Raw genomic sequence first — 19250 nt, 5'->3', positions numbered from 1 at the left:
ATCGGTCGCTTCGGCCCAGCGGGCCGCCGCCCAGATCGATCGCCGATTTGACAGTCCGATTCGCCCTCTTGGTTGGCAAATAGGTGCCTTTGTGCGACGGGATGTCGTACTACCTGGTGCCACAACTCACGGCAAACCGGTGGTGGCGCGGCAGCGCTCCACCGCGACCGGCAGGGTGTGAAGAATGAACTCGTACGGCGACCCCAGCTCCTCGCGCGGGCGGGCCCAGATACCGGGCCAGCACGGCGTCCCCGGACGGGCCGACGACGCGTACCGGGCCTCCGATGGTGCGGCGCGCGGCCAGTCGGCCGCACCGGAGGGAACAGCGGGCCGCGCCTCGGTGACACCCCGGGGCGGCGCTTCCAGCGGCCGCGCCTCGGTTGGTGGCTCGGCGTCCGTCCCCTCCCAGGGCACTGCCGGCTCGGCCTCAGTCGGTCGGGCAGGTCGCGCCTCGGTTCCGGCATCGGCTGGACCTGGCCGTGCCTCGGTACCGGCGCCGTCCGCGCCCGGCCGCGCCTCCGTGCCGGTATCCCCCGCGCCGGGCGGCTCCGCCGGGCGCGCAAGCGTCGGCGCTGCGAGCGGCTCGGCCTCGGTTGGCTCGGCCTCGGTTGGCTCGGCGTCCGTTGGGTCGGCCTCGGTTGGCTCGGCGTCCGTGGGGCGGGCCCGAGCCGGCGCAGCGGCCGGGGGCCGGGCCTCGGTGCCGCGGGCCGGTGTCGCGTCGGCCGCCGGTGGTCCCGGTGGCCCGGGCGGCCCCGGTGGGTCGGGCCGATCCCGAAACGGTGGTCGTGACCCGAACGCCGTCGCACGGGCGAAGAAGCGGAAGCGGGCGAACATGTTGATCGCCTCGTTCGCGGTCCTCATCATGTTCGCCGGCCTGGGCGTTGTCGGCTTCACCTACTTCTCCACCGGCGTCGTCCTGCCCGACCAGATTCCCCTTCCCCAGTCGACGACGGTCTACACGAGTGACGGCAAGGGGCTGGTCGCGAAGCTCGGCAACGAGAACCGGACGCTGATCACCACCAGTCAGATGCCGCAGCACGTGCGCGACGCGGTCGCCGCGGCCGAGGACCGGAACTTCTACCGGCACTCGGGTGTCGACTACAAGGGCATCGCCCGGGCCGCCTGGAACAACTTCACCGGTGGCGACCGGCAGGGTGCGTCGACGATCACGCAGCAGTACGCGCGTAACGCCTACGAGAGCCTTGAGGACGACACCTACGCCCGAAAGGTGCGGGAGGCGATCTTCGCCTCCAAGCTGAACGACCAGTTCAGCAAAGACAAGATCATGGAAAACTATCTCAACGTGATCTACTTCGGCCGTGGTGCCTACGGGGTCGAGGCCGCGGCGCAGACCTTCTTCGGCAAGGCCGCCAGCAAGTTGACCGTCGGCGAGGGCGCGGTGCTGGCCGGGCTCATCAAGCAGCCGGAGAAGACCGCCACCCACAACGGCTACGACCCGGCGGTCAGCCCGGACGACGCGAAGTCGCGCTGGGACTACGTCCTCGACGGAATGGTGGCCGAGGGCTGGCTCGACGCGGCGGAGCGGCCGACCGAATATCCAGAGGTGAAGCCGCTGGCCGAGGGGGGCAACGGCTTCGGCGTGGCGACCCCCCGCGGCAACGTCATCAACTACGTGCGGGCGGAGATGGAGCAGTGGGGGCTCTGCACCAACACGGGAGCGGGGACCGAGGGTAAGCCCTCCTGCGGGGACGCGCTGCGCAAGGGTGGTTACAAGATCACCACGACCATCGACAACCGGATGCAGACCGCGATGGAGAAGGCAGCACGGGCGGGGGTGAAGGGCTCGGTCCTCGACGGCCAGCCGGATAACCTGATGGCCGCGGGAGTCGCCGTCGATCCCAAGACCGGCCGGGTGCTCGCCTACTACGGTGGGGAGAGTGGCGCCGATATTGACTATGCCGGCAAGAACACCCTGGGGGGCGTGCTCACCGGGGGCCATCCACCCGCCTCGTCCTTCAAGGTCTACACCCTGGCCGCCGCCATCGAGGCCGGCATCTCCGTCAACTCGCGGTGGGACGCGACGCCCTTCACGCCCGAGGGCTACGAAAGTCGCATTTGGAACGCGGGTCGAGACGTCAGTAAGACCTGTAACAAGTCCTGCACCCTCGACGAGTCGACGGTCCGGTCGTACAACGTTCCGTTCTTCCACGTGGCGGAGCAGATTGGCCCGGACAAGGTGGTCAGCATGGCCCGGCAGGCCGGCATCACCACCATGTGGGACGACGATCGCGAGCCGTTCAACCTGTTGGCGGAGAAGCCGGAGGACCTGGCGCCGGAGTATTTCGACCGGGTGGTGGGCTATGGCCAGTACGCGGTCACCGTCCTCGACCATGCCAACGGTCTCGCGACGCTGGCGAACGACGGCGTCTTCCACAAGGCGCACTTTGTGCTCAAGGTCGAGCAGAAGGACGAGAAGACCGGCGAGTGGAAGGTCGTCAGCGGGACCGGCGAGAAGCTGGACGGGCAGCAACGGATTCGCAAGGGCGTCGCCGATGAGGTGACCGCGGTGCTCAAGCAGATTCCGAGCAGGACCGACAACGCCCTCTCCGGGAGTCGGCCGGCAGCCGGGAAGACCGGCACCTGGGAATTGGACGGGACCGACAAGCACGAGCATGCCTGGATGGTCGGCTACGACGACAACCTGGCGACCGCGATCTGGATCGGCAGCCACAACACCGAGGAACCCGCGATCGTCGACAAGAACAACAGGAATATCGGCGGTAGTGGTCTTCCGGCGGCTCTGTGGAAACGGTTCATGGACGAGGCGCTGGACGGCGCGCCCAAGTCTGACCTGCCGCGCATCACCGGTGCCGGCGACGACAAGGCCGGTAACGGTGAGCTGCCGGAGGAACCAAAGTCGGACTGTAACGCGTTGTTCGACGTGTTCTGCAACAACGACGGCAACAACAACAACGACGACGGCAACAACAACAACGGCGGTGGCGACAACAACGGCGGTGGCGACAACAACGGCGGTGGCAACAACAACGGCGGTGGCAACAACAACAACGGCGGTGGCAACAACAACGGCGGGGATACCGGGCTCCCGCCACCGTCGAACGGAGGCACCGGACGCCCTGGGCGGGACTAGCTGGGCTGACGAGCGCCGTACCGCGCCGCCGCGCCACACCCGCAGGGGTGCGGCGCGGCGGCGCGGCATCGGCGACGTCCAGACCTGTCCTGCGGTGGTGGCCGACGCCCTCACGTCATCCGGGTGCACGACGGCAACGCCGATCTAGTGCAGGATGCACGTCATGAGCACGCAGACGACGGGCGGCACTGACAACTCCGCCGCACCGGACCACCCGTCCCGCTCCGACGGCTTTGTCCGCGGCGTCTCCGGTCTGATCGGCGGCCCGCTGGGCGACCACGCCGCCGCGCTGGACCGGCCGGTCGGGGGGGAGCGTCGGTTCTGGACCGCGGTGCGGATCGTCCTGGCCCTGGTCTGCCTGACGATGGCCCTGCACTGGGTGCAGAAGTCGCCCTGCCAGGACGGTGCCTGGACGAACAACGTCCAGTACACCCGCTTCTGCTACACCGACGTGCTCGCCCTGTACTACGCCGAAGGGCTCAACGAGGGCAAGGTCCCCTACCGGGACCACCCGGTGGAGTATCCGGTGCTCACCGGCTACTTCATGGGTGTCCTCGGCCTGCCGGTGCACGAGCTCGGCAGCGAGGACCCCGGCCTGAACCAGGCCATGTGGTTCTACAACCTGAACGTGCTGGTGCTCGGGGCGCTGGCGGTGGCCACGGTCGCCGTGATCCTGGCGCTGCGACGTCGACGACCCTGGGACGCGGCGCTCTTCGCGCTCGCCCCCGCGCTGCTGCTCACCGCGACTGTCAACTGGGACTTTCTCGCCATCGGACTGGCCGCGTTCGGTCTGCTCGCCTGGGCACGCCGGAAACCCGCGCTGGCCGGACTCCTACTCGGCCTGGGCGGAGCGGCGAAGCTCTGGCCGCTCTTTCTCTTCTGGCCGATCCTGCTGCTGGCCATTCGGAGCAGCCGGCTGCGGGCTGCGCTCACCGCGATCGGTACGGGCGCGGCGGCGCTGGTGGTGGTGAACCTCCCCACCGCGCTGCTCTACCCCACCAACTGGGGACGCTTCCTGGAGCTCAACACGGAGCGGCCGATCGACTGGGGCACCCTCTGGTACATCGGGCGCTACCTCGACGGCAAGTTCGGCGAGCCCGATGCCGGCCCGTTCGAGTGGCTGAGCAACAACATTCCGGTGCTGAACAACCTGGCGTACGCCCTGTTCTTCCTGGCGTGCGTCGGCGTCGCCGTGCTGGCCCTGCGGGCACCGCGCCGCCCACGCCTCGCCCAGCTCGCCTTCCTCGTGGTCGCCGCCTTCCTGATCTTCAGCAAGGTCTGGTCGCAGCAGTTCGTGCTCTGGCTGTTGCCCCTCGTCGTGCTCGCCCGCCCCAAGTGGGGTGCCTTCCTGGCCTGGCAACTCGCCGAGGTCGGCTACTTCGTGGCCTTCTACGGCGAACTACTGGGCACCTCCACCGGCACGCCGGTCTTTCCCGAAGGCGTCTTCGTGCTGGCCGCCACGTTCCGGCTGACCACCGTCGTGGTGCTTTGCGTGCTGGTCATCCGGGAGATCCTCCGGCCGGAGCAGGACGCGGTACGGGCCAGCTACCCCGATGACCCGGACGCCGGGGTCATCGACGGCGCACCGGACGCCCCCTGGGTGACCAGACAGCGGGCCTCCGTGGCGGCGACCTGACCGGCGCGGAGGCCGGTCACAGGCGGTAGACGACCACGTCGCCGATCTCCTCCCGGGTGATGCCGAGCGCGTCGACCGGCGCGTCGATGCTGAACTCCCACGGCGTGCCGGCCACCTGGTTCCGAGGGATCAGCACGTTACGAACGCCGAGGGTGCGCAGGTACTCGACGCTGCCCTGATCGGGGAAGGTGATCGTCACCCGACGTACCTCCTCGAGCAGGGTCGGGGTGAAGCCACTTCCGCCGTTGACGATGTCCTGGAAGTGGGTGGTCGACCAGAGCATGACCGGCTGGTCATGACTCTGGTCGCTCGGCAGCACCAGCAGTGGGCCGTCCACCGTGCGCATCGCCGCGGGCTGCACCGGAACGACCGGGTGCGGGGTGCGGTTCAGCCCCTCGACCGTCACCAACAGCAGCGGAAGCAGCGTGGCCAACCGCAGCCACGGGCTCGGCCAGGAGGGGATCCGCGCGGCGGAGATCTTCCGTACCCGGCCGGCGAAGGCGCTCACCGCGCCGGCCGCGAGCAGCCCGAGTAGCAGCGTCGTCCAGAGCATCAGCCGGCCCGGCGTACGAATGCCGTTCCATCCGGGTAGGTGCTCGAAGAGCGGCACGAAGGTGTACCGCCCGTCGAGGAATTCGGTGCCCATCGCCAGCACCATGCTGACCACGACCCCCGCCAGCAGCAGGAGCCGGTGCCGGACCCGCCAGACCGAGAAGAAGAGGCCGCCCAGGGCGAGCGCGTAGAGCACGTACCCGGGCAGCAACGTCATCTCCGGCTGCCAGGGCAGCGTCGCCCGGGCCCCCTCGTGTAGGTCACCCCAGATCCGTGACTCGGCAGGCGCGGTGAGGAAGCCCGTCGCGGGCGGGGAGAACCAGGCGAGGTCGGCAGCGGTCCGCTCCGCCTGCGGATGCAGCTCGGCGACGGTGAAGTAGGGGAGCGCCAGCATCCCCCCGACCGCGGCGAAGATCAGCCCGCCGACCACGTCGGCGGTGAACAGCCGCCGGCCGAAGGGGCGCCGCACCGGGTTGACGACCCAGCGCCGCAGGATCCAGGTCACCGTGGCGACCAGCCCGATCCCGGCGAGGACGTACGCGAACGGCAGCCCGATGCCGAAGCCGAGGCTCAGCTGCCAGGCGGCGACCAACCAGCCGGCGTAGACCCAACCGACTCGTCGCTTCTCCGGTCGGTAGCCGTGCCGTAGCGACCAGCCGTGCCCCCGGGCGAGCATGGCCAGCGCCAGCGGGATACCACCGTTGGAGACGACGTGCAGGTGCCCGGCCTGGGCCAGCAGCCAGGGTGCGTATGTGTAGGTCACTCCGGCGACCGCGGCACCGATGCGGCCCGATCCCAACTGCCGGGCCAGCACGTACGCCCCGAACGTGGCGAGGGCGTGGGCCAGCACAAACATGATGTTGTACCGGAGCAGGGCCGCTTCGGGGCCGGTGCCGATCATTCCCGCTGGGGCGTACCCCAGCAGGGTGTCAGAGAAGGCGAAGCTCCACCGTTCCGGGAAGAACGCGTTGGAGTGCAACAACCGGCCCGGGTCGGTCAACAGCGCGTGCCCGGACCAGGCCATCTGCCACGCCTGAAGGCTCGGATCCCAGTAGTCCTGGGGCAGGGTGTAGCGCGGGTAGCGCAGTGTCGGCCAGGTCATCGCGACGGCCAGGGCCAGCGAGCCGAGCGCCGCGAGCGTCCACTCGTGCGCCAGAAACCGGCCGACGGCGCGGGTTGCCCGGCCGACGCGGGTCGGCACCGGCGTCGGAGCGGGGCCGAAGGTTGCGAACGGGTCCCGTTTCTCCTTCTTACTCTTCTCGCTCTTGTCGTCGGTGCTCTTGTCGTCGGTGCCCTTGTCGTCGGTGCTCTCGGCGGCGGCGCTCCCGGCAGTGCTCTCGGCGGCGGCGGTGTCGGCCGTCGTGGGGCCGTCCTTGGGCGATCCGGCGTCACCCGGATCGGTTTCGAGCTTGTCCATGTCGGTCTTGGGCTTTCGGTCACCGGCGGTGCTGGCCGCCTCGGGATTCGGTGGCGGTGTGCCGCCGGAGCGTCCGGTGGTCATGCGGTCGGAGCCGGCATGCCGAGCTGCTCCCGGAGGAAGGTGATGTCGGCTGCCTGGCCGCCCGCCCCGCCGGGTGTCTCGACCACCACCGGGGCGCCCGCCGCGCGGATCACCGCCACCACCTGCTCCGGGTCGATCGTGCCGCCGGTCAGGTTGTCGTGCCGGTCCTGACCCGAGTTGAAGGTGCCCTTGGAGTTGTTGGCGTGGATCAGGTCGATCCGCCCGGTGATCGCCTTGATCCGGTCGACCAGCCCGAGCAACTCCTCACCGCCCGCGTAGGCGTGGCAGGTGTCCAGGCAGAACCCCACCTCGTGGTCGCCGATCGCGTCCCAGAGCCGGGCGAGTGCGTCCAGCCGGCGGGCGCAGGCGTTCGCCCCGCCGGCGGTGTTCTCGATCAGCACCGGCACGCCGAAGCCGCCGGATTCCGCTGCGTACGCGAAGGCCTTGCGCCAGTTGTCGAAGCCGGTGGCGAGGTCGTCGCCCGCGTTGACGTGGCCCCCGTGCACGATCAGGCCGCGGGCTCCGACCGCGGCGGCGGCTTGGGCGTGCGCCAGCAGGAGCTTGCGGCTGGGGATCCGGATGCGGTTGTTCAACGTGGCCAGGTTGATCACGTATGGCGCGTGCACGTAGAGGTCCACCTCGGCGTCGCGTAGCCGGTCGGCGTCCGTTCGTGGCTTCGGCGCCTTCCAGCCCTGCGGGTCGGAGAGGAAGAACTGCACGGTGTCGGCGGTTCGTGCGGTCGCCTCCGCCAGTGGGTCGGACGAATCGACGTGGGCTCCGATACGCATGCTGGGGAGCCTACGTCGAGTTCACCGACCGGCGGCGACCGCAGTGCGGCGACGCGCGTAGCCGGAGCGGTTAGAGATGCGTTACCGCAGCAATCAGTGGTCGTTGAACGAGGTGGGATGGACGGTTCTGCGGGCTTGGACTAGGGGATTGTCAGAGATTTACCGAATTCTCCGACAAGTCCAGCACAGCACGTATATGGTCGGGAAACAACATGATGAAGCCCCGCGGGGTGTCGCCGGTCCAACCTCATCGGTGTGGTCGTTCCTCCCCAGGTCCCACCCAAGGAATGCGGACGCGACGCCCCGCGGTCTCTGGTCACGGGGGGCCCGCCTCGACATCGATGTCCTGGCTGGGCCCCCCGTGAACCATGTCCGGTGGGGCTTCCACCGCCCCGGGCATGATCGTTCGGACCGGGTATCCTGGTCCGGTTGTCCACGTCCGGCCGGGTCCCCCCGGTTCCGGGTGGGCCACGACGCACGACCTCCTGTCACGGAAGGACCGTGGCCGCCTAGCCCATAGGAGGTGAGCACGTCTTGCGTCATTACGAGATCATGGTGATCCTCGACTCCAGCCTTGAGGAGCGCACCGTCGCCCCGTCGCTCGACACGTACCTGAACGTGATTCGGACTGCGGGTGGCTCGGTCGAGAAGACCGACGTGTGGGGCCGCCGGCGCCTCGCGTACGAGATCGACAAGAAGACCGAGGGGATCTACGCCGTCATCGACCTGCAGGCGACGCCAGCAGCGGTGGCCGAGCTGGACCGTCAGCTGCGGCTCAACGAGTCGGTGCTGCGTACCAAGGTTATCCGGCCGGAAGTGCGCTGAGGCGCACCCCGACCCCCAACCCCGACACCCCCGGATCAGCCTCGTCGGCATTGTCGGACGGCTCTGTAAGCCTGTACGGCGAGACGATGAGTGCGCGAGGAGATGGTCATGGCAGGAGACACCATCATCACGGTTATCGGTAATCTGACCGATGACCCCGAGTTGCGATTCACCCCCTCCGGTGCGGCGGTCGCCAAGTTCCGGGTCGCCTCGACGCCCCGGTTCTTCGACAAGTCGTCCAGCGAGTGGAAGGACGGCGAGCCGTTGTTCCTCTCGTGCACCGTCTGGCGGCAGGCCGCCGAGCACGTCGCGGAGTCGCTGCAGCGCGGCACCCGCGTGATCGTGTCCGGTCGGCTGCGGCAGCGGTCGTACGAGACCCGCGAGGGTGAGAAGCGCACGGTTATCGAGCTGGAGGTCGACGAGATCGGCCCGTCGCTGCGCTACGCCACGGCGAAGGTGCAGAAGATGTCCCGCTCGGGCGGTGGTGGTTTTGGCGGCGGTGGTGGCCAGGGCGGCGGAGGCAACTTCGACGACCCGTGGGCCTCGGCCGCTCCTGCTCCCGCACCCTCGCGTGGCGGGTCCGGTGGTGGCAACTTCGACGAGGAGCCTCCGTTCTGATGGCGCCGAGCGCCCGCAATCGCAAACCAGGAGCAAGGTCAATGGCCAAGGCTGCGGCACTTCGCAAGCCGAAGAAGAAAGTGAACCCGCTTGATAAGGACGGGATCACGTACATCGATTACAAGGACACTGCGCTGCTGCGCAAGTTCATCTCCGACCGCGGCAAGATTCGTGCCCGGCGAGTGACTGGCGTGACCTCGCAGCAGCAGCGGCAGATCGCCCGCGCGGTCAAGAACGCCCGCGAGATGGCGCTCTTGCCGTACACGGCGACGGCTCGCTGAGAGGAGGCGCCGACATGAAGATCATCCTGACCCAGGAGGTATCCGGCCTCGGTGCCCCAGGGGACATCGTGGAGGTCAAGAACGGCTACGGCCGTAACTACCTGCTGCCGCAGGGCTTCGCGATCGCCTGGACCAAGGGTGCGGAGAAGCAGGTCACGGTCATCAAGCGGGCCCGGTCGGCCCGCGAGATTCGCGACCTCGGCCACGCCAACGAGGTCAAGGGCCAGCTCGAAGGGTTGAAGGTGGCCCTCAAGGCCCGTGCTGGCGAGGGCGGTCGGCTCTTCGGTTCGGTTACCGCGGCCGAGATCGTCGCGGCCGTCAAGGCCGCTGGTGGCCCGACGCTGGACCGTCGCCGGCTCGAGCTGCCCGGGCACATCAAGTCGCTCGGCTCCTACCCGGTGCGGATCAAGCTGCACCCCGAGGTGACCGCCGCGTTCGACCTGAGCGTCGTTCAGGGCTGACACCCACCCGCACCACCAGGTCGGGCCCGCGTCGAGTACGGCGCGGGCCCGACCTGTATCTCGGTGCGGGCCCGACCTGGCGGCCGGTGGTCAGCCAGCCGGCTCCGGTTTTCTTTTATCCACAGGGTGTGGATGGCATCGTTCCAGCTCAGGACGGTGTCGAGGGGAAGCCTTCCACAGTTATCCACAGACTGTGCACAAGCTGCGCACATGCCTGCCCCCTGCTGTCCACAGGTTGTCCCGAGACTCGTCCACCGCTGCTGTTGAGGCGCCCACCTCGTCTTCCGTATGGTTGCCACCCGACCCGCCGCACGATGGCCCCCGATCGCCGTGCGGGTCGAGACGCCGTGACTCCGCGGTGGAGCTGGGACGATGTGTTGACGGTGTGAAGGGGGAACCGTGTCGGTCGCCGACGAGATGCCAGCCGAACCGCGTGCTGGCGGGCCGACGTCGGTGCCGGTGCAGCGGGACGGTCAGTTCGAGAAGACACCACCGCAGGACATCGCCGCCGAGCAGTGTGTGCTGGGCGGGATGCTCCTCTCCAAGGACGCGATCGCCGACGTCGTCGAGATTCTCAAGAGCAACGACTTCTACCGACCCGTCCACGCCACCGTCTTCGATACGATCCTCGAGATCTACGGCCGGGGCGAACCCGCTGATTCGATCACAGTTGCGGCGGCCCTGGCCGACTCCGGCGACCTGGTCCGTATCGGGGGCGCACCGTACCTGCACACCCTGATCGCCAGCGTGCCGACCGCGGCCAACGCCGCCTACTACGCCCGGATCGTCAGCGAACGGGCCGTGCTCCGGCGACTGGTCGAGGCCGGCACCCGGATCGTGCAGCTCGGGTTCGGTACCGCCGCCGGCGGCAGCCGCGATGTGGATGACGTCGTTGATCTCGCCCAGCAGGCCGTCTACGACGTCACCGAGCGGCGAGTCAGCGAGGACTTCGCCATCCTCGCCGACATGCTCCAGCCCACGCTCGACGAGATCGAGGCAGTTGGCGCCCAGAACGGAATGATGACCGGGGTGCCCACCGGCTTCACCGACCTCGACCGCCTCCTCAACGGTCTGCACGCCGGCCAGCTCATCATCGTCGCCGGGCGGCCCGGCCTGGGGAAGTCCACGGCAAGCATGGACTTTGCGCGGAATGCCGCGATTCGCGCCAATCAGGCTTCGGCGATCTTCTCGCTGGAGATGAGCAAGGTCGAGATCGTCATGCGACTTCTCTCGGCCGAGGCCCGGGTGCCCCTGCACGTGCTCCGCAGCGGTCAGCTCTCCGACGACGACTGGACGAAGCTCGCCCGTTGCATGGGCGAGATCAGCGAGGCGCCACTCTTTGTGGACGACACGCCGAGCATGAACCTGATGGAGATCCGGGCCAAGGCGCGGCGCCTCAAACAGCGACACGACCTGAAGCTGATCGTCGTCGACTACCTCCAGCTGATGACCTCGCCGAAGCGTACGGAGAGCCGGCAGCAGGAGGTTGCCGACCTGTCCCGTGGCCTCAAGCTCCTCGCGAAGGAGGTCGAGTGCCCGGTCATCGCGGTCAGCCAGCTGAACCGTGGCCCCGAACAGCGGACGGACAAGCGGCCCCAGCTCTCCGACCTGCGGGAGTCCGGTTCCATCGAGCAGGACGCCGACGTCGTCATCCTGCTGCACCGCGACGACTACTACGACAAGGAGTCGCCGCGGGCCGGGGAGGCGGACTTCGTCGTGGCCAAGCACCGGAACGGACCGACCGACACGGTGACGGTGGCGGCGCAGCTCCACCTGTCGCGCTTCGTGGACATGGCGATCGGGTGAGCCAGCCGGCAGACCGATGAGCGTCCAGAAGGACCCCGCTCCGCGGTGCCGCGGTGGGGCCCTCCGGACGCGTCGTACGGCTTTCAGCCGAGCAGGTCGCCCAGGAAACCCTTGTGCCGCTTGCGCCGGTAGTGCCCGTGGTAGCCGTAGTGCTGACCGTGGCTGCCGTAGGCCGGGGCCGGAGCCGGGGGGTAGCCGTGCGTGGGCGGCGGTGGCGGCGGCACGGTGCCGTAGCCGGGCTGCTGCGGGGGAGGCTGGGGCGGGTACCCGCTGGGCTGGACCGGTGCCGGAGCGGCTTGCTGCCGGTTCCAGTTAGCCTCCGCCTCGAACAGCTTCTCCAGTTCGCCGCGGTCGAGGAAGATCCCCCGGCACTCGCTGCACTGATCGATGACGACGCCACTGCGTTCGTACTGGCGCATCTCGCCGTGACACTTGGGACAGGTGAGGCTCATCATCCGACCGTACCTGGTTGACCTAAGCGGTCGCGGTCAACATGGCGGTCACCTCGTCGTCGGAGACCTCGTGGAAGTCGTCGTAGTAGGCGCTGACCGCGGTGAAGTCGGTCGGGTGCTGCGGGCAGACAACCTGGTCGGCCTCGGCGGAGAGTAGCTCGTACGCCTCCTGTGAGCCGACCGGGGCCGCCGCCACCACCCGGCGGGCACCGAGGTGGCGGGCGACCTGGACCGCGGCGCGGGCGGTGGCGCCCGTAGCGAGGCCGTCGTCAACGATCAGGGCGGTGCGGTCGGTGAGGTCCAGTGGTGGGCGGTCGGCCCGGTATAGCCGTTCCCGGCGATCCAGCTCGGCCCGTTCCTGGCGGTCCACGTCGGCGACTTCCGCCGGGCTGAGCCGGCTGGCCATCCGTTCGTTGAGCACCTGCGCCCCACCGGGACCGATCGCACCGAACGCGACCTCGGGCGCCCCGGGAAGGCCGAGCTTGCGGACGGTGATCACGTCGAGCGGGGCATCGAGCCGGCGGGCGATCACCTCGGCGACGGGCACTCCGCCGCGTACCAGACCAAGAACGATGACATCCGGTTCGCCGATGAGCGCGGTGAGCCGATCGGCGAGCGCCCGACCCGCGTCGTTGCGGTCACGAAAGGTGGTCACCTCTCAGGTGTACGCCGTGCGAAGCAGCTCCGTGGCGGGTTGCTGGATTCCGGCGGGCGAGTGCGGGGGCCCAGATCAGGAAGGCGAGGGGGTAGAGCAGGTAGCCGAACCGGCTGGCGGGCATGAGCAGGAGCGCGACGAGAAGCCCGTAGCCGCAGACGAGCGACGCGGCGGCGGCCGTACGTGGCGGGCGGCGGGTGAGTCGGAGGGCGAAGACCAGCCCGACGGCGAGCAGCAGTCCGCCGGTGAGTAGCCGTCCGGCGGGCAGCGCGGTGGAGATCAGGTGGCCCGGGAGTGGGGACTGGGCCGGGCTGGTGACCAGGCCTTGACCGAGCGGGAAGCGGAGCACGTTCTCGACCAACGCGTCGGGGTCGATCAGCAGGACGGGCAGCAGGGCGATGGCCGGAAGCCCCAGGGCGCCGGCGAGGACCCGCCGGCCGGACCGTCGGGTGGCACCCCAGACGGCCAAGACCACCACGACCGGCCAGGCGAAGAGTTTCAGGGCGGCGGCCAACCCAACGGCTGCTCCGGCCCGGCCCGGCCGGCCGGCGGCGGCGAGGGTGAGCGCGAGCAGGCAGAGGGCGAGAACGGGCAGGTCGTCGCCGCCGGTAGCGAGGGTGAGCGCGCTGACCGGCAGGATCGTGGCGGCCTGTACGCCGCGCAGGATGCCGCTACCAGGCGGGTGCGGGTCGCGGGCGTCGGCTCGCCAGAGCGTGCGCCCGGCGAGGGCGAGGATGGCGACGGTGGCGAGCGCGAACCATACCCGGGCGTCGGTCAGTGCGGTGTCGACGATGGCGCGGGGCAGACCGAACAGGGCCATGCCTGGTTGGTACGGGGTGTAGCCGAGTAGCTGCTCGCTGGTGGGGAGCGCGGCGATCGCCTCGCGGCTGAGATAGGGGGTACCGGTCTCAATCAGCCGCCGCCCGGAATCCTCAATGACAATGACCTCCTCCTGCGCCCGGTCAGTGCGTCCGAAGGCCCGTTCGGTGCTCTGCCAGAGCACCGGCAGCAGGACGGTGGTGGCGGCGGCGAGCCCGGCGACCACCCAGCGGGTGGAGAGCCCGGTCAGCGGGGAACCGGGGCGGCGCCGCCAGATCAGAAGCTGGGCGGTGGCGGCGACGGCGGCGACGAGGTAGCCGGCGGTGGCGACGCTGCCCCACGCGCGGTGCGGGGCGAGGGTGGAGGTCAGCGTGGTGGCTGCGGCGAATCCGGCCGAGGCACCATAGAGGGCCAGGTCGACGGCGAGACCACCGGCAGCGTGGTCCAGGGCGGGCCACCCACGGCGCACGGTCGGAGTGGCGCTGGTCACGCGGTCAGTTTTGCAGATCGACGGCGGCGGGTCAGGCGGGCTGGGAACGACTGCGGGGGTACCTGGCCGGCGGCCGGCGGGAAGGCGGACGACCGTACCGAAACCACCCCCGGGCGGCTTCTGCGATGGCAGGACGCTGGCGGCCAACCGGCGGCTCGGGCCGGGCGGAGCAGCGACTAGACTCGCCGCCGTGACGGATTCCGCGCAGCTCACCCACGTTGACGCGGTAGGCGCAGCCCGCATGGTCGACGTGTCCGCCAAGGGGGTGACCGGCCGGCTGGCCATCGCCGCCGGTCGGCTCCGCACCACCCGCGAGGTCGTTGACCTTCTGCGCGGCGATGGTCTGCCCAAGGGAGACGCCCTCGCCGTTGGCCGACTCGCCGGGATCATGGGCGCGAAACGGACCCCGGACCTGATTCCGCTCTGCCACCCGATCGCCCTGCACGGGGTCACCGTCGACCTGGCCCTCACCGACGACACCGTCGAGATCACCGCGACCGCCCGGACGGCCGACCGCACCGGCGTCGAGATGGAGGCGCTCACCGCCGTCGCGGTCGCCGGCCTGGCCCTCGTCGACATGGTCAAGGCGGTCGACCCGGCTGCCACGGTTGACGCGGTCCGAGTCCTGCGCAAGGAGGGCGGAGCGACCGGCGAGTGGGTCCGCCCCGAGGACCGGCCGTGATCCGGGCGCGGGTGGTCGTCGCCTCCAACCGGGCCTTCGCCGGCATCTACCGGGACACCAGCGGCCCGCTGCTCGTCGCCGGCCTGCGGGAGCTGGGTTGCGCGGTGGACGAGCCGGCCATCGTGGTCCCGGACGGCGACCCGGTTGGCGCGGCGTTGAGTGCCGCCGCCGCCGAGGGGGTGGATGTCGTGGTGACCAGTGGCGGCACCGGCATCAACCCGACGGACCGTACCCCGGAGGTGACCCGGGCGTTGCTCGACCACGAGATCCCGGGCATCGCGGAGGCCATCCGCGCGTACAGCCGGGATCGCGTGCCCACCGCGGTGCTGTCCCGGGGAGTCGCCGGTGTCCTGGGGCGGACGCTGGTGGTGAACCTCCCCGGCTCGACCGGGGGCGCCCGCGACGGGCTGGCCGTGCTCGGACCGATCCTCGCCCACGCCGTCGACCAGCTCCGGGGCGGTGACCACTGATCGGTTCGCCGGCACACCGAACCAACGGTTACGTCGGCGCCCCGATACCCTCGTCGGGTGAGCATGGAAGCCGCAGCCGCCGACCCCGTCGCTCCGCCCCCACCCGCGGGCTGGGAGGAGGCGCGTTCCCGGGCGTACGCGGTGGGTCGAGCTGCCGCGCTGCCGGTGGTGACTCGGCCGCTCGTTGACCTCGACGGGCATACCCTGGCCGAGCCGTTGGCCACCCGGACGCCCCTACCGGCGTTCCCCACGGCCAGTGTGGATGGCTGGGCGGTGCGGGGCACCGGCCCGTGGCGGATCGTGGGCCGGGTCCTGGCCGGCGGTGTCCCGGCGCCACTGACCGAGGACGGCACCACCGTCGAGATCGCCACCGGTGCGATGGTTCCCGAGGGTGCCACCACGGTGCTGCGGGTGGAGGAGTCGAGCCGTACTCCGGAGGGGTTGGTGGCCGGCACCCCGCGTCCGATGCCCGAGTGGCGTCTGCCGGGTGAGGAGGCCGCCGCCGGAGAGGAGCTTCTTCCGGTCGGAACGCCGGTGGACCCGGCGGTGATCGGGTTGGCCGCCTCCTGTGGGCACGACACCCTGCGCGTACGGCGGCAGCCGCGCGCGGCGCTGCTGGTCTTCGGCGACGAGCTGTTGACGGCCGGGCCACCCGGGGCGGGGCAGGTCCGGGATGCGCTCGGTCCCGCGGTGCCGGCATGGCTGCGCCGGTACGGGTGTGCGGTGCGCCCCTCCGACGTGGTCGGGCCGGTGGCGGACACTCTGTCGGCGCACGTGGCGGCGCTCAGTGCTGCGCTCACCCACGCCGACCTGGTCTGCACGACCGGCGGCACGATGCACGGCCCGGTGGACCACCTGCACCCCGCACTTGAGGCGTTGGGGGCGGAGTACGTGGTCAACACCGTCGCCGTTCGGCCCGGCTTCCCGATGCTGCTGGCCCGGGTGGTCGGGGCCGACGGTCGAATACGCTTCGTCGCCGGGCTGCCGGGTAACCCGCAGTCCGCGATTCTCGCCCTGGTGTCGCTGGTCGCACCACTGCTGGCCGGCCTCGCCGGCCGGCCTGTGCCGGTGCTCCCGCAGGCGGTGCTCGCCGAGCCGATTTCCGGGCGGGGCGCCTTCACCCATCTTGCGCTGGTCCGGCTGGATCGAGTCGCCGGAACCGTCCATCCACTCCGGCACGTCGGCTCGGCCATGCTGCGTGGCCTGGCCGGAGCCGACGGGTTCGCGGTGATCCGCCCCGGCGTGTCCGGCGAGCCGGGCGACCGGGTTTCGGTCGTGCCGCTGCCGTTGCTGCCGGGGGAGCGCGGGTCGTGACCGCCTCGACCGTGGTGTTCGGCGAGGTTACCGAGCGGCCGCTGGACCTCGCCGAACACGAGGGCGCGGTGGCAGACCGGGCCGCTGGCGCGGTGGTGTCGTTCCAGGGTGTTGTCCGGGATCACGACCATGGCCGGGCGGTGGTCGCGCTGACCTACGAGGGGCACCCGAGTGCCGAGCGGGTGCTGCGCGAGGTCGCTGCCGAGATCGCCGCCGACCCCGAGGTGTACGCGGTGGCCGTCTCGCACCGGGTCGGGCCGCTGGAGATCGGCGAGGCAGCGCTGGTGGCGGCGGTCAGCACCGCGCACCGAGCCGCCGCGTTCGCCGTCTGCGCCCGGCTGGTCGACGAGGTGAAGGCACGGCTGCCGATCTGGAAGCGGCAGGTGTTCGCGGACGGCACCGAGGAGTGGGTGAACTGTCCCTGACGCCGTCCGGTCACGGACCGCTGGTCAGCGGTCGTCGGTCAGCGGTCGTCGGTCAGCGGCGGCTGGCCAGGGTGACCGGCCGGCTTGAACGCTCGCCGTAGAAGGCCGGCTCGGCCCCCGGGCGCCAGGGCAGTGCGGTGACCAGCACGATCAGCGCCAGGGCCAGCGAATTCTCCATCAGGGCGCCGAAGAGACCGTCCTGATAGTGCGACACCTCGGGCAGCTGGTGCTCGTACGGCCAGATCGGCGAGACGAGGAAGAGAAGATAGAGGACCACGGCGGCGCCCCCGTGTCGGAGCCCGGTCAGCGTCGGGTACCAGATCGGGGAGCGCAGGCCGTTCACGTCGGGTAGGCCGCTCAGACCGGCTCGGGTGGCGACCCCCCGGCTGGCGTCCCGGCGGCGGACGGCGGCGTCGGCGAGCACGATGATTGCGGGGATCACCCAGACGAGATGGTGCGTCCAGGAGATCGGGCTGATCACACTGGTGGTGAGCCCGACCAGGGTGAACGCCGTCAGCTCGTCGCCGTCTGCGCGCGCGTTGGCGGCTCGGGACAGGCCGAGCGCGAGAACCAGGATCGCGAACGTGAACCAGAGCAGCCCGGGGGCCTCGATCGAGTCGTAGAGGCGGGCGAGCAGGCCGGCGAGCGATTGGTTGGGGGTCATGTCGGCGGCACCGACCCGCTCGGTCTGCCAGAGCACCCCACCGAAGTAGGCCCGGGACTCGGGGCCGACGATGGCGAACGACCCGATCGTCACGGCCAGAACTGTGCCCACGGCGGTGGTCGCCGCCCGCCACTGGCGGGTGATCATGAGATAGGCGATGAAGAGGGCGGGGGTCAGCTTCACCGCGGTGGCGAGGCCGATCCCGACGCCGGCCCAGGCACCGCTGTAGACGAAGCGCAGCAGCGGGCCGTCGGTGGGAGCGACGTGGGCGCTCCGGCGGGATCGCCAGCGCAGGCCGACCAGGTCGGCCATGATCAGTGCGAACAGGAGTAGATTGACCTGCCCGTAGCCGAGGGTTTCGCGGGACGGTTCAAGGGCTGCGGCGAGCGGCGTCGCGAGCGCTACCGCGTACCACAGGGGATAGTTGAGCCGGTCGGCGATCGGGCGGAGCAGCGCGGTGAGGACCACGGCCAGCGCGGCGATGCTCACCACCGCGTTTACCAGTCCGGCCAGCCCGACCGGAAGGTGTGCCATCGGGAGCATGGCGAGCCCGGCGAAGGGTGGGTAGGTGAACCCAAGGGTCGTGTCGGGCGCGATGAATTCGTACAGCTCGTGGCCGTTGGCCCACCACACCGCCGCGCCGTGGTAGATCTTCATGTCGAAGAAGTTGTACGGTCGCCCGAACGCGCCGACGGCGAGCCAGGCGGCGTACGCGACGGCGGCCACGACTCCGATCCGGACGACGGTCCTGAGATCGAGCCCCCGCGGGACGCGGCGAACCGGGGCGAGGCGGCGCACCCGCCGACGGAGAGTCGTCGGCATCGAGTGGCCACCCCCGTACCAATATCGTCCTAGCCGTCCTGGTCCGGTACGGAGCCTAGAACGGTCCCTCACGTGTTTGCCTCCCGCGTTATGTGACCGTGTCCGATCCCACACTGATTTTTGACATTTCCACCAGGTTAACGCCGGGTGGGCGGTACGTCGGATTCACTCTTCGTCCGACGGGGCCACGACGGGGAGGGGTCGACGCAGGTCAGCCAGGGAAACGTCGAGCCGTCGCTGCCGATCGTACGGCGATCCGGGCCTGTCGGCGGGCGGTACGGACAGCTCGCGTTGCCCAACGCTGGGAGTGGTCGAGCCGCTGACCGGCCCGCCAGCGTAGCCCTGGCTTTCCTTCGGTGTCTGCGGCGGCCAGCAGCAGCCCACCGAAGAGGCCGAGGTTTTTCAGGAAGTGCAGTTGGTTGTTGACCCGCAACGCCGGATCCGTGTCAGTCCAGAAGGGATGCTCGGCAATAGTACCCGGCACCAGAGTGCCGGCCAGAACCAAGGCCGCCGGTCGGGTGAGTCGTCCGGTGGCGAGCAGGAGGCCGGCACCGAACTGCACGGCTCCATTGGCGCGGACCAGCGTCTCGGTGTCGGTGGGAACGCCGGGAACAGCTCGTCGCAGCAGGGGTGCGACCCGGTCGGTCATCGGTGTGGCGGCGGGGGCGAGCCGGCCCGGGGCGGCGAGGCTGCGGGCCCCCTCGACCACGAGAATGCCACTGAGCATTACTCGGGCGAGGGAGCGTACGGGTGTCATGGGTCAGTCATACCCTGTCGGATCCGTCGTCACCCCGGCAAACGACCGATCCGAATCGGTCACGCGACTCGCCCCGCCACGCCGAATCGCGTGACCGCCCCGGATGAGTCATCGCCGGAG

At 70.1% G+C, this 19250-nt stretch carries 19 protein-coding genes; 11 read left to right on the top strand and 8 right to left on the bottom strand.

Going from position 1 to position 19250, the window contains the following annotated elements:
• Window positions 1-126: 126 nt before the first annotated feature.
• On the bottom strand, window positions 127-864 hold the full coding sequence (locus STROP_RS25950; protein ID WP_238380255.1) for a hypothetical protein: 738 nt from the start codon (window positions 862-864) through the stop codon (window positions 127-129).
• Here STROP_RS25950 and STROP_RS23020 point away from each other — a divergent pair.
• Together STROP_RS23020 and STROP_RS23015 are read left to right on the top strand one after the other, a co-directional pair.
• Entirely contained in the window at window positions 833-3112 is a 2280-nt protein-coding gene (locus STROP_RS23020; protein ID WP_238380254.1) for a transglycosylase domain-containing protein, read from the top strand. The genes STROP_RS25950 and STROP_RS23020 overlap by 32 nt on opposite strands.
• A 163-nt stretch (window positions 3113-3275) precedes the next feature.
• Window positions 3276-4748: a glycosyltransferase family 87 protein gene (locus STROP_RS23015; RefSeq protein ID WP_012015751.1), complete on the top strand. Its 1473-nt coding sequence runs from the start codon at window positions 3276-3278 to the stop codon at window positions 4746-4748.
• Between the two features lie 16 nt (window positions 4749-4764).
• On the opposite strand, the gene STROP_RS23010 is transcribed toward STROP_RS23015, so the two are convergent.
• Window positions 4765-6801: a hypothetical protein gene (locus STROP_RS23010; protein WP_012015750.1), complete on the bottom strand. Its 2037-nt coding sequence runs from the start codon at window positions 6799-6801 to the stop codon at window positions 4765-4767.
• Window positions 6798-7589, bottom strand: a complete 792-nt coding sequence (locus STROP_RS23005; protein ID WP_012015749.1) for a deoxyribonuclease IV — start codon at window positions 7587-7589, stop codon at window positions 6798-6800. The genes STROP_RS23010 and STROP_RS23005 overlap by 4 nt, the downstream gene beginning before the upstream one ends.
• A 534-nt stretch (window positions 7590-8123) precedes the next feature.
• Here STROP_RS23005 and rpsF point away from each other — a divergent pair.
• The 5 genes from rpsF (at window position 8124) to dnaB (ending at window position 11580) form a co-directional block, all read left to right on the top strand.
• Complete coding sequence (gene rpsF, locus STROP_RS23000) at window positions 8124-8414, top strand: 30S ribosomal protein S6 (protein WP_012015748.1); 291 nt, start codon at window positions 8124-8126, stop codon at window positions 8412-8414.
• A 90-nt stretch (window positions 8415-8504) separates the two neighbouring features.
• On the top strand, window positions 8505-9032 hold the full coding sequence (locus STROP_RS22995) for a single-stranded DNA-binding protein (RefSeq protein ID WP_026274713.1): 528 nt from the start codon (window positions 8505-8507) through the stop codon (window positions 9030-9032).
• A 41-nt stretch (window positions 9033-9073) separates the two neighbouring features.
• Window positions 9074-9313, top strand: a complete 240-nt coding sequence (gene rpsR / locus STROP_RS22990) for a 30S ribosomal protein S18 (RefSeq protein ID WP_007073789.1) — start codon at window positions 9074-9076, stop codon at window positions 9311-9313.
• A 14-nt stretch (window positions 9314-9327) separates the two neighbouring features.
• A complete protein-coding gene (rplI, locus tag STROP_RS22985) occupies window positions 9328-9774 on the top strand; it encodes a 50S ribosomal protein L9 (RefSeq protein ID WP_012015745.1) in 447 nt (148 codons plus the stop codon).
• A 399-nt stretch (window positions 9775-10173) separates the two neighbouring features.
• On the top strand, window positions 10174-11580 hold the full coding sequence (dnaB, locus tag STROP_RS22980) for a replicative DNA helicase (RefSeq protein WP_012015744.1): 1407 nt from the start codon (window positions 10174-10176) through the stop codon (window positions 11578-11580).
• Between the two features lie 83 nt (window positions 11581-11663).
• Here the strand turns inward: dnaB and STROP_RS22975 are convergent, their stop codons facing one another.
• Genes STROP_RS22975 through STROP_RS22965 form a run of 3 tightly spaced genes read right to left on the bottom strand, consistent with a single transcriptional unit; the run spans window position 11664 to window position 13996 of the window.
• On the bottom strand, window positions 11664-12035 hold the full coding sequence (locus STROP_RS22975) for a TFIIB-type zinc ribbon-containing protein (protein ID WP_012015743.1): 372 nt from the start codon (window positions 12033-12035) through the stop codon (window positions 11664-11666).
• A gap of 19 nt (window positions 12036-12054) precedes the next feature.
• The gene (locus STROP_RS22970; RefSeq protein WP_012015742.1) at window positions 12055-12687 is read right to left on the bottom strand and encodes a phosphoribosyltransferase; all 633 of its coding nucleotides are present in this window, start codon (window positions 12685-12687) and stop codon (window positions 12055-12057) included.
• Entirely contained in the window at window positions 12671-13996 is a 1326-nt protein-coding gene (locus STROP_RS22965; protein WP_018832301.1) for a glycosyltransferase 87 family protein, read from the bottom strand. The genes STROP_RS22970 and STROP_RS22965 overlap by 17 nt, the downstream gene beginning before the upstream one ends.
• 190 nt (window positions 13997-14186) lie before the next feature.
• Between STROP_RS22965 and moaC the strand changes: the two genes are divergently transcribed.
• The 4 genes from moaC to STROP_RS22945 all read left to right on the top strand — a co-directional run bounded on the left by moaC (window position 14187) and on the right by STROP_RS22945 (window position 16887).
• Window positions 14187-14678 carry a cyclic pyranopterin monophosphate synthase MoaC gene (gene moaC / locus STROP_RS22960; protein WP_018829608.1) on the top strand — a complete coding sequence of 164 codons (492 nt, stop codon included), beginning with the start codon at window positions 14187-14189 and terminating at the stop codon, window positions 14676-14678.
• Window positions 14675-15148 (top strand): MogA/MoaB family molybdenum cofactor biosynthesis protein, encoded by a 474-nt coding sequence (locus tag STROP_RS22955; RefSeq protein WP_012015740.1) that lies wholly within the window; start codon window positions 14675-14677, stop codon window positions 15146-15148. The genes moaC and STROP_RS22955 overlap by 4 nt, the downstream gene beginning before the upstream one ends.
• 63 nt (window positions 15149-15211) lie before the next feature.
• Window positions 15212-16462: a molybdopterin molybdotransferase MoeA gene (locus tag STROP_RS22950; RefSeq protein ID WP_012015739.1), complete on the top strand. Its 1251-nt coding sequence runs from the start codon at window positions 15212-15214 to the stop codon at window positions 16460-16462.
• Window positions 16459-16887, top strand: a complete 429-nt coding sequence (locus tag STROP_RS22945) for a molybdenum cofactor biosynthesis protein MoaE (RefSeq protein WP_012015738.1) — start codon at window positions 16459-16461, stop codon at window positions 16885-16887. Before STROP_RS22950 ends, STROP_RS22945 begins: the two co-directional genes overlap by 4 nt.
• A gap of 52 nt (window positions 16888-16939) precedes the next feature.
• Here the strand turns inward: STROP_RS22945 and STROP_RS22940 are convergent, their stop codons facing one another.
• Together STROP_RS22940 and STROP_RS22935 are read right to left on the bottom strand one after the other, a co-directional pair.
• Window positions 16940-18373: a glycosyltransferase 87 family protein gene (locus tag STROP_RS22940; RefSeq protein ID WP_012015737.1), complete on the bottom strand. Its 1434-nt coding sequence runs from the start codon at window positions 18371-18373 to the stop codon at window positions 16940-16942.
• 211 nt (window positions 18374-18584) lie between these two features.
• A complete protein-coding gene (locus STROP_RS22935) occupies window positions 18585-19130 on the bottom strand; it encodes a DoxX family protein (protein ID WP_012015736.1) in 546 nt (181 codons plus the stop codon).
• Between the last annotated feature and the right edge of the window lie 120 nt (window positions 19131-19250).

The organism is Salinispora tropica CNB-440, from assembly GCF_000016425.1.
GTDB classification, from domain to species: Bacteria; Actinomycetota; Actinomycetes; order Mycobacteriales; family Micromonosporaceae; genus Micromonospora; species Micromonospora tropica.
This window is presented reverse-complemented; position numbering and strand designations above follow the sequence as displayed.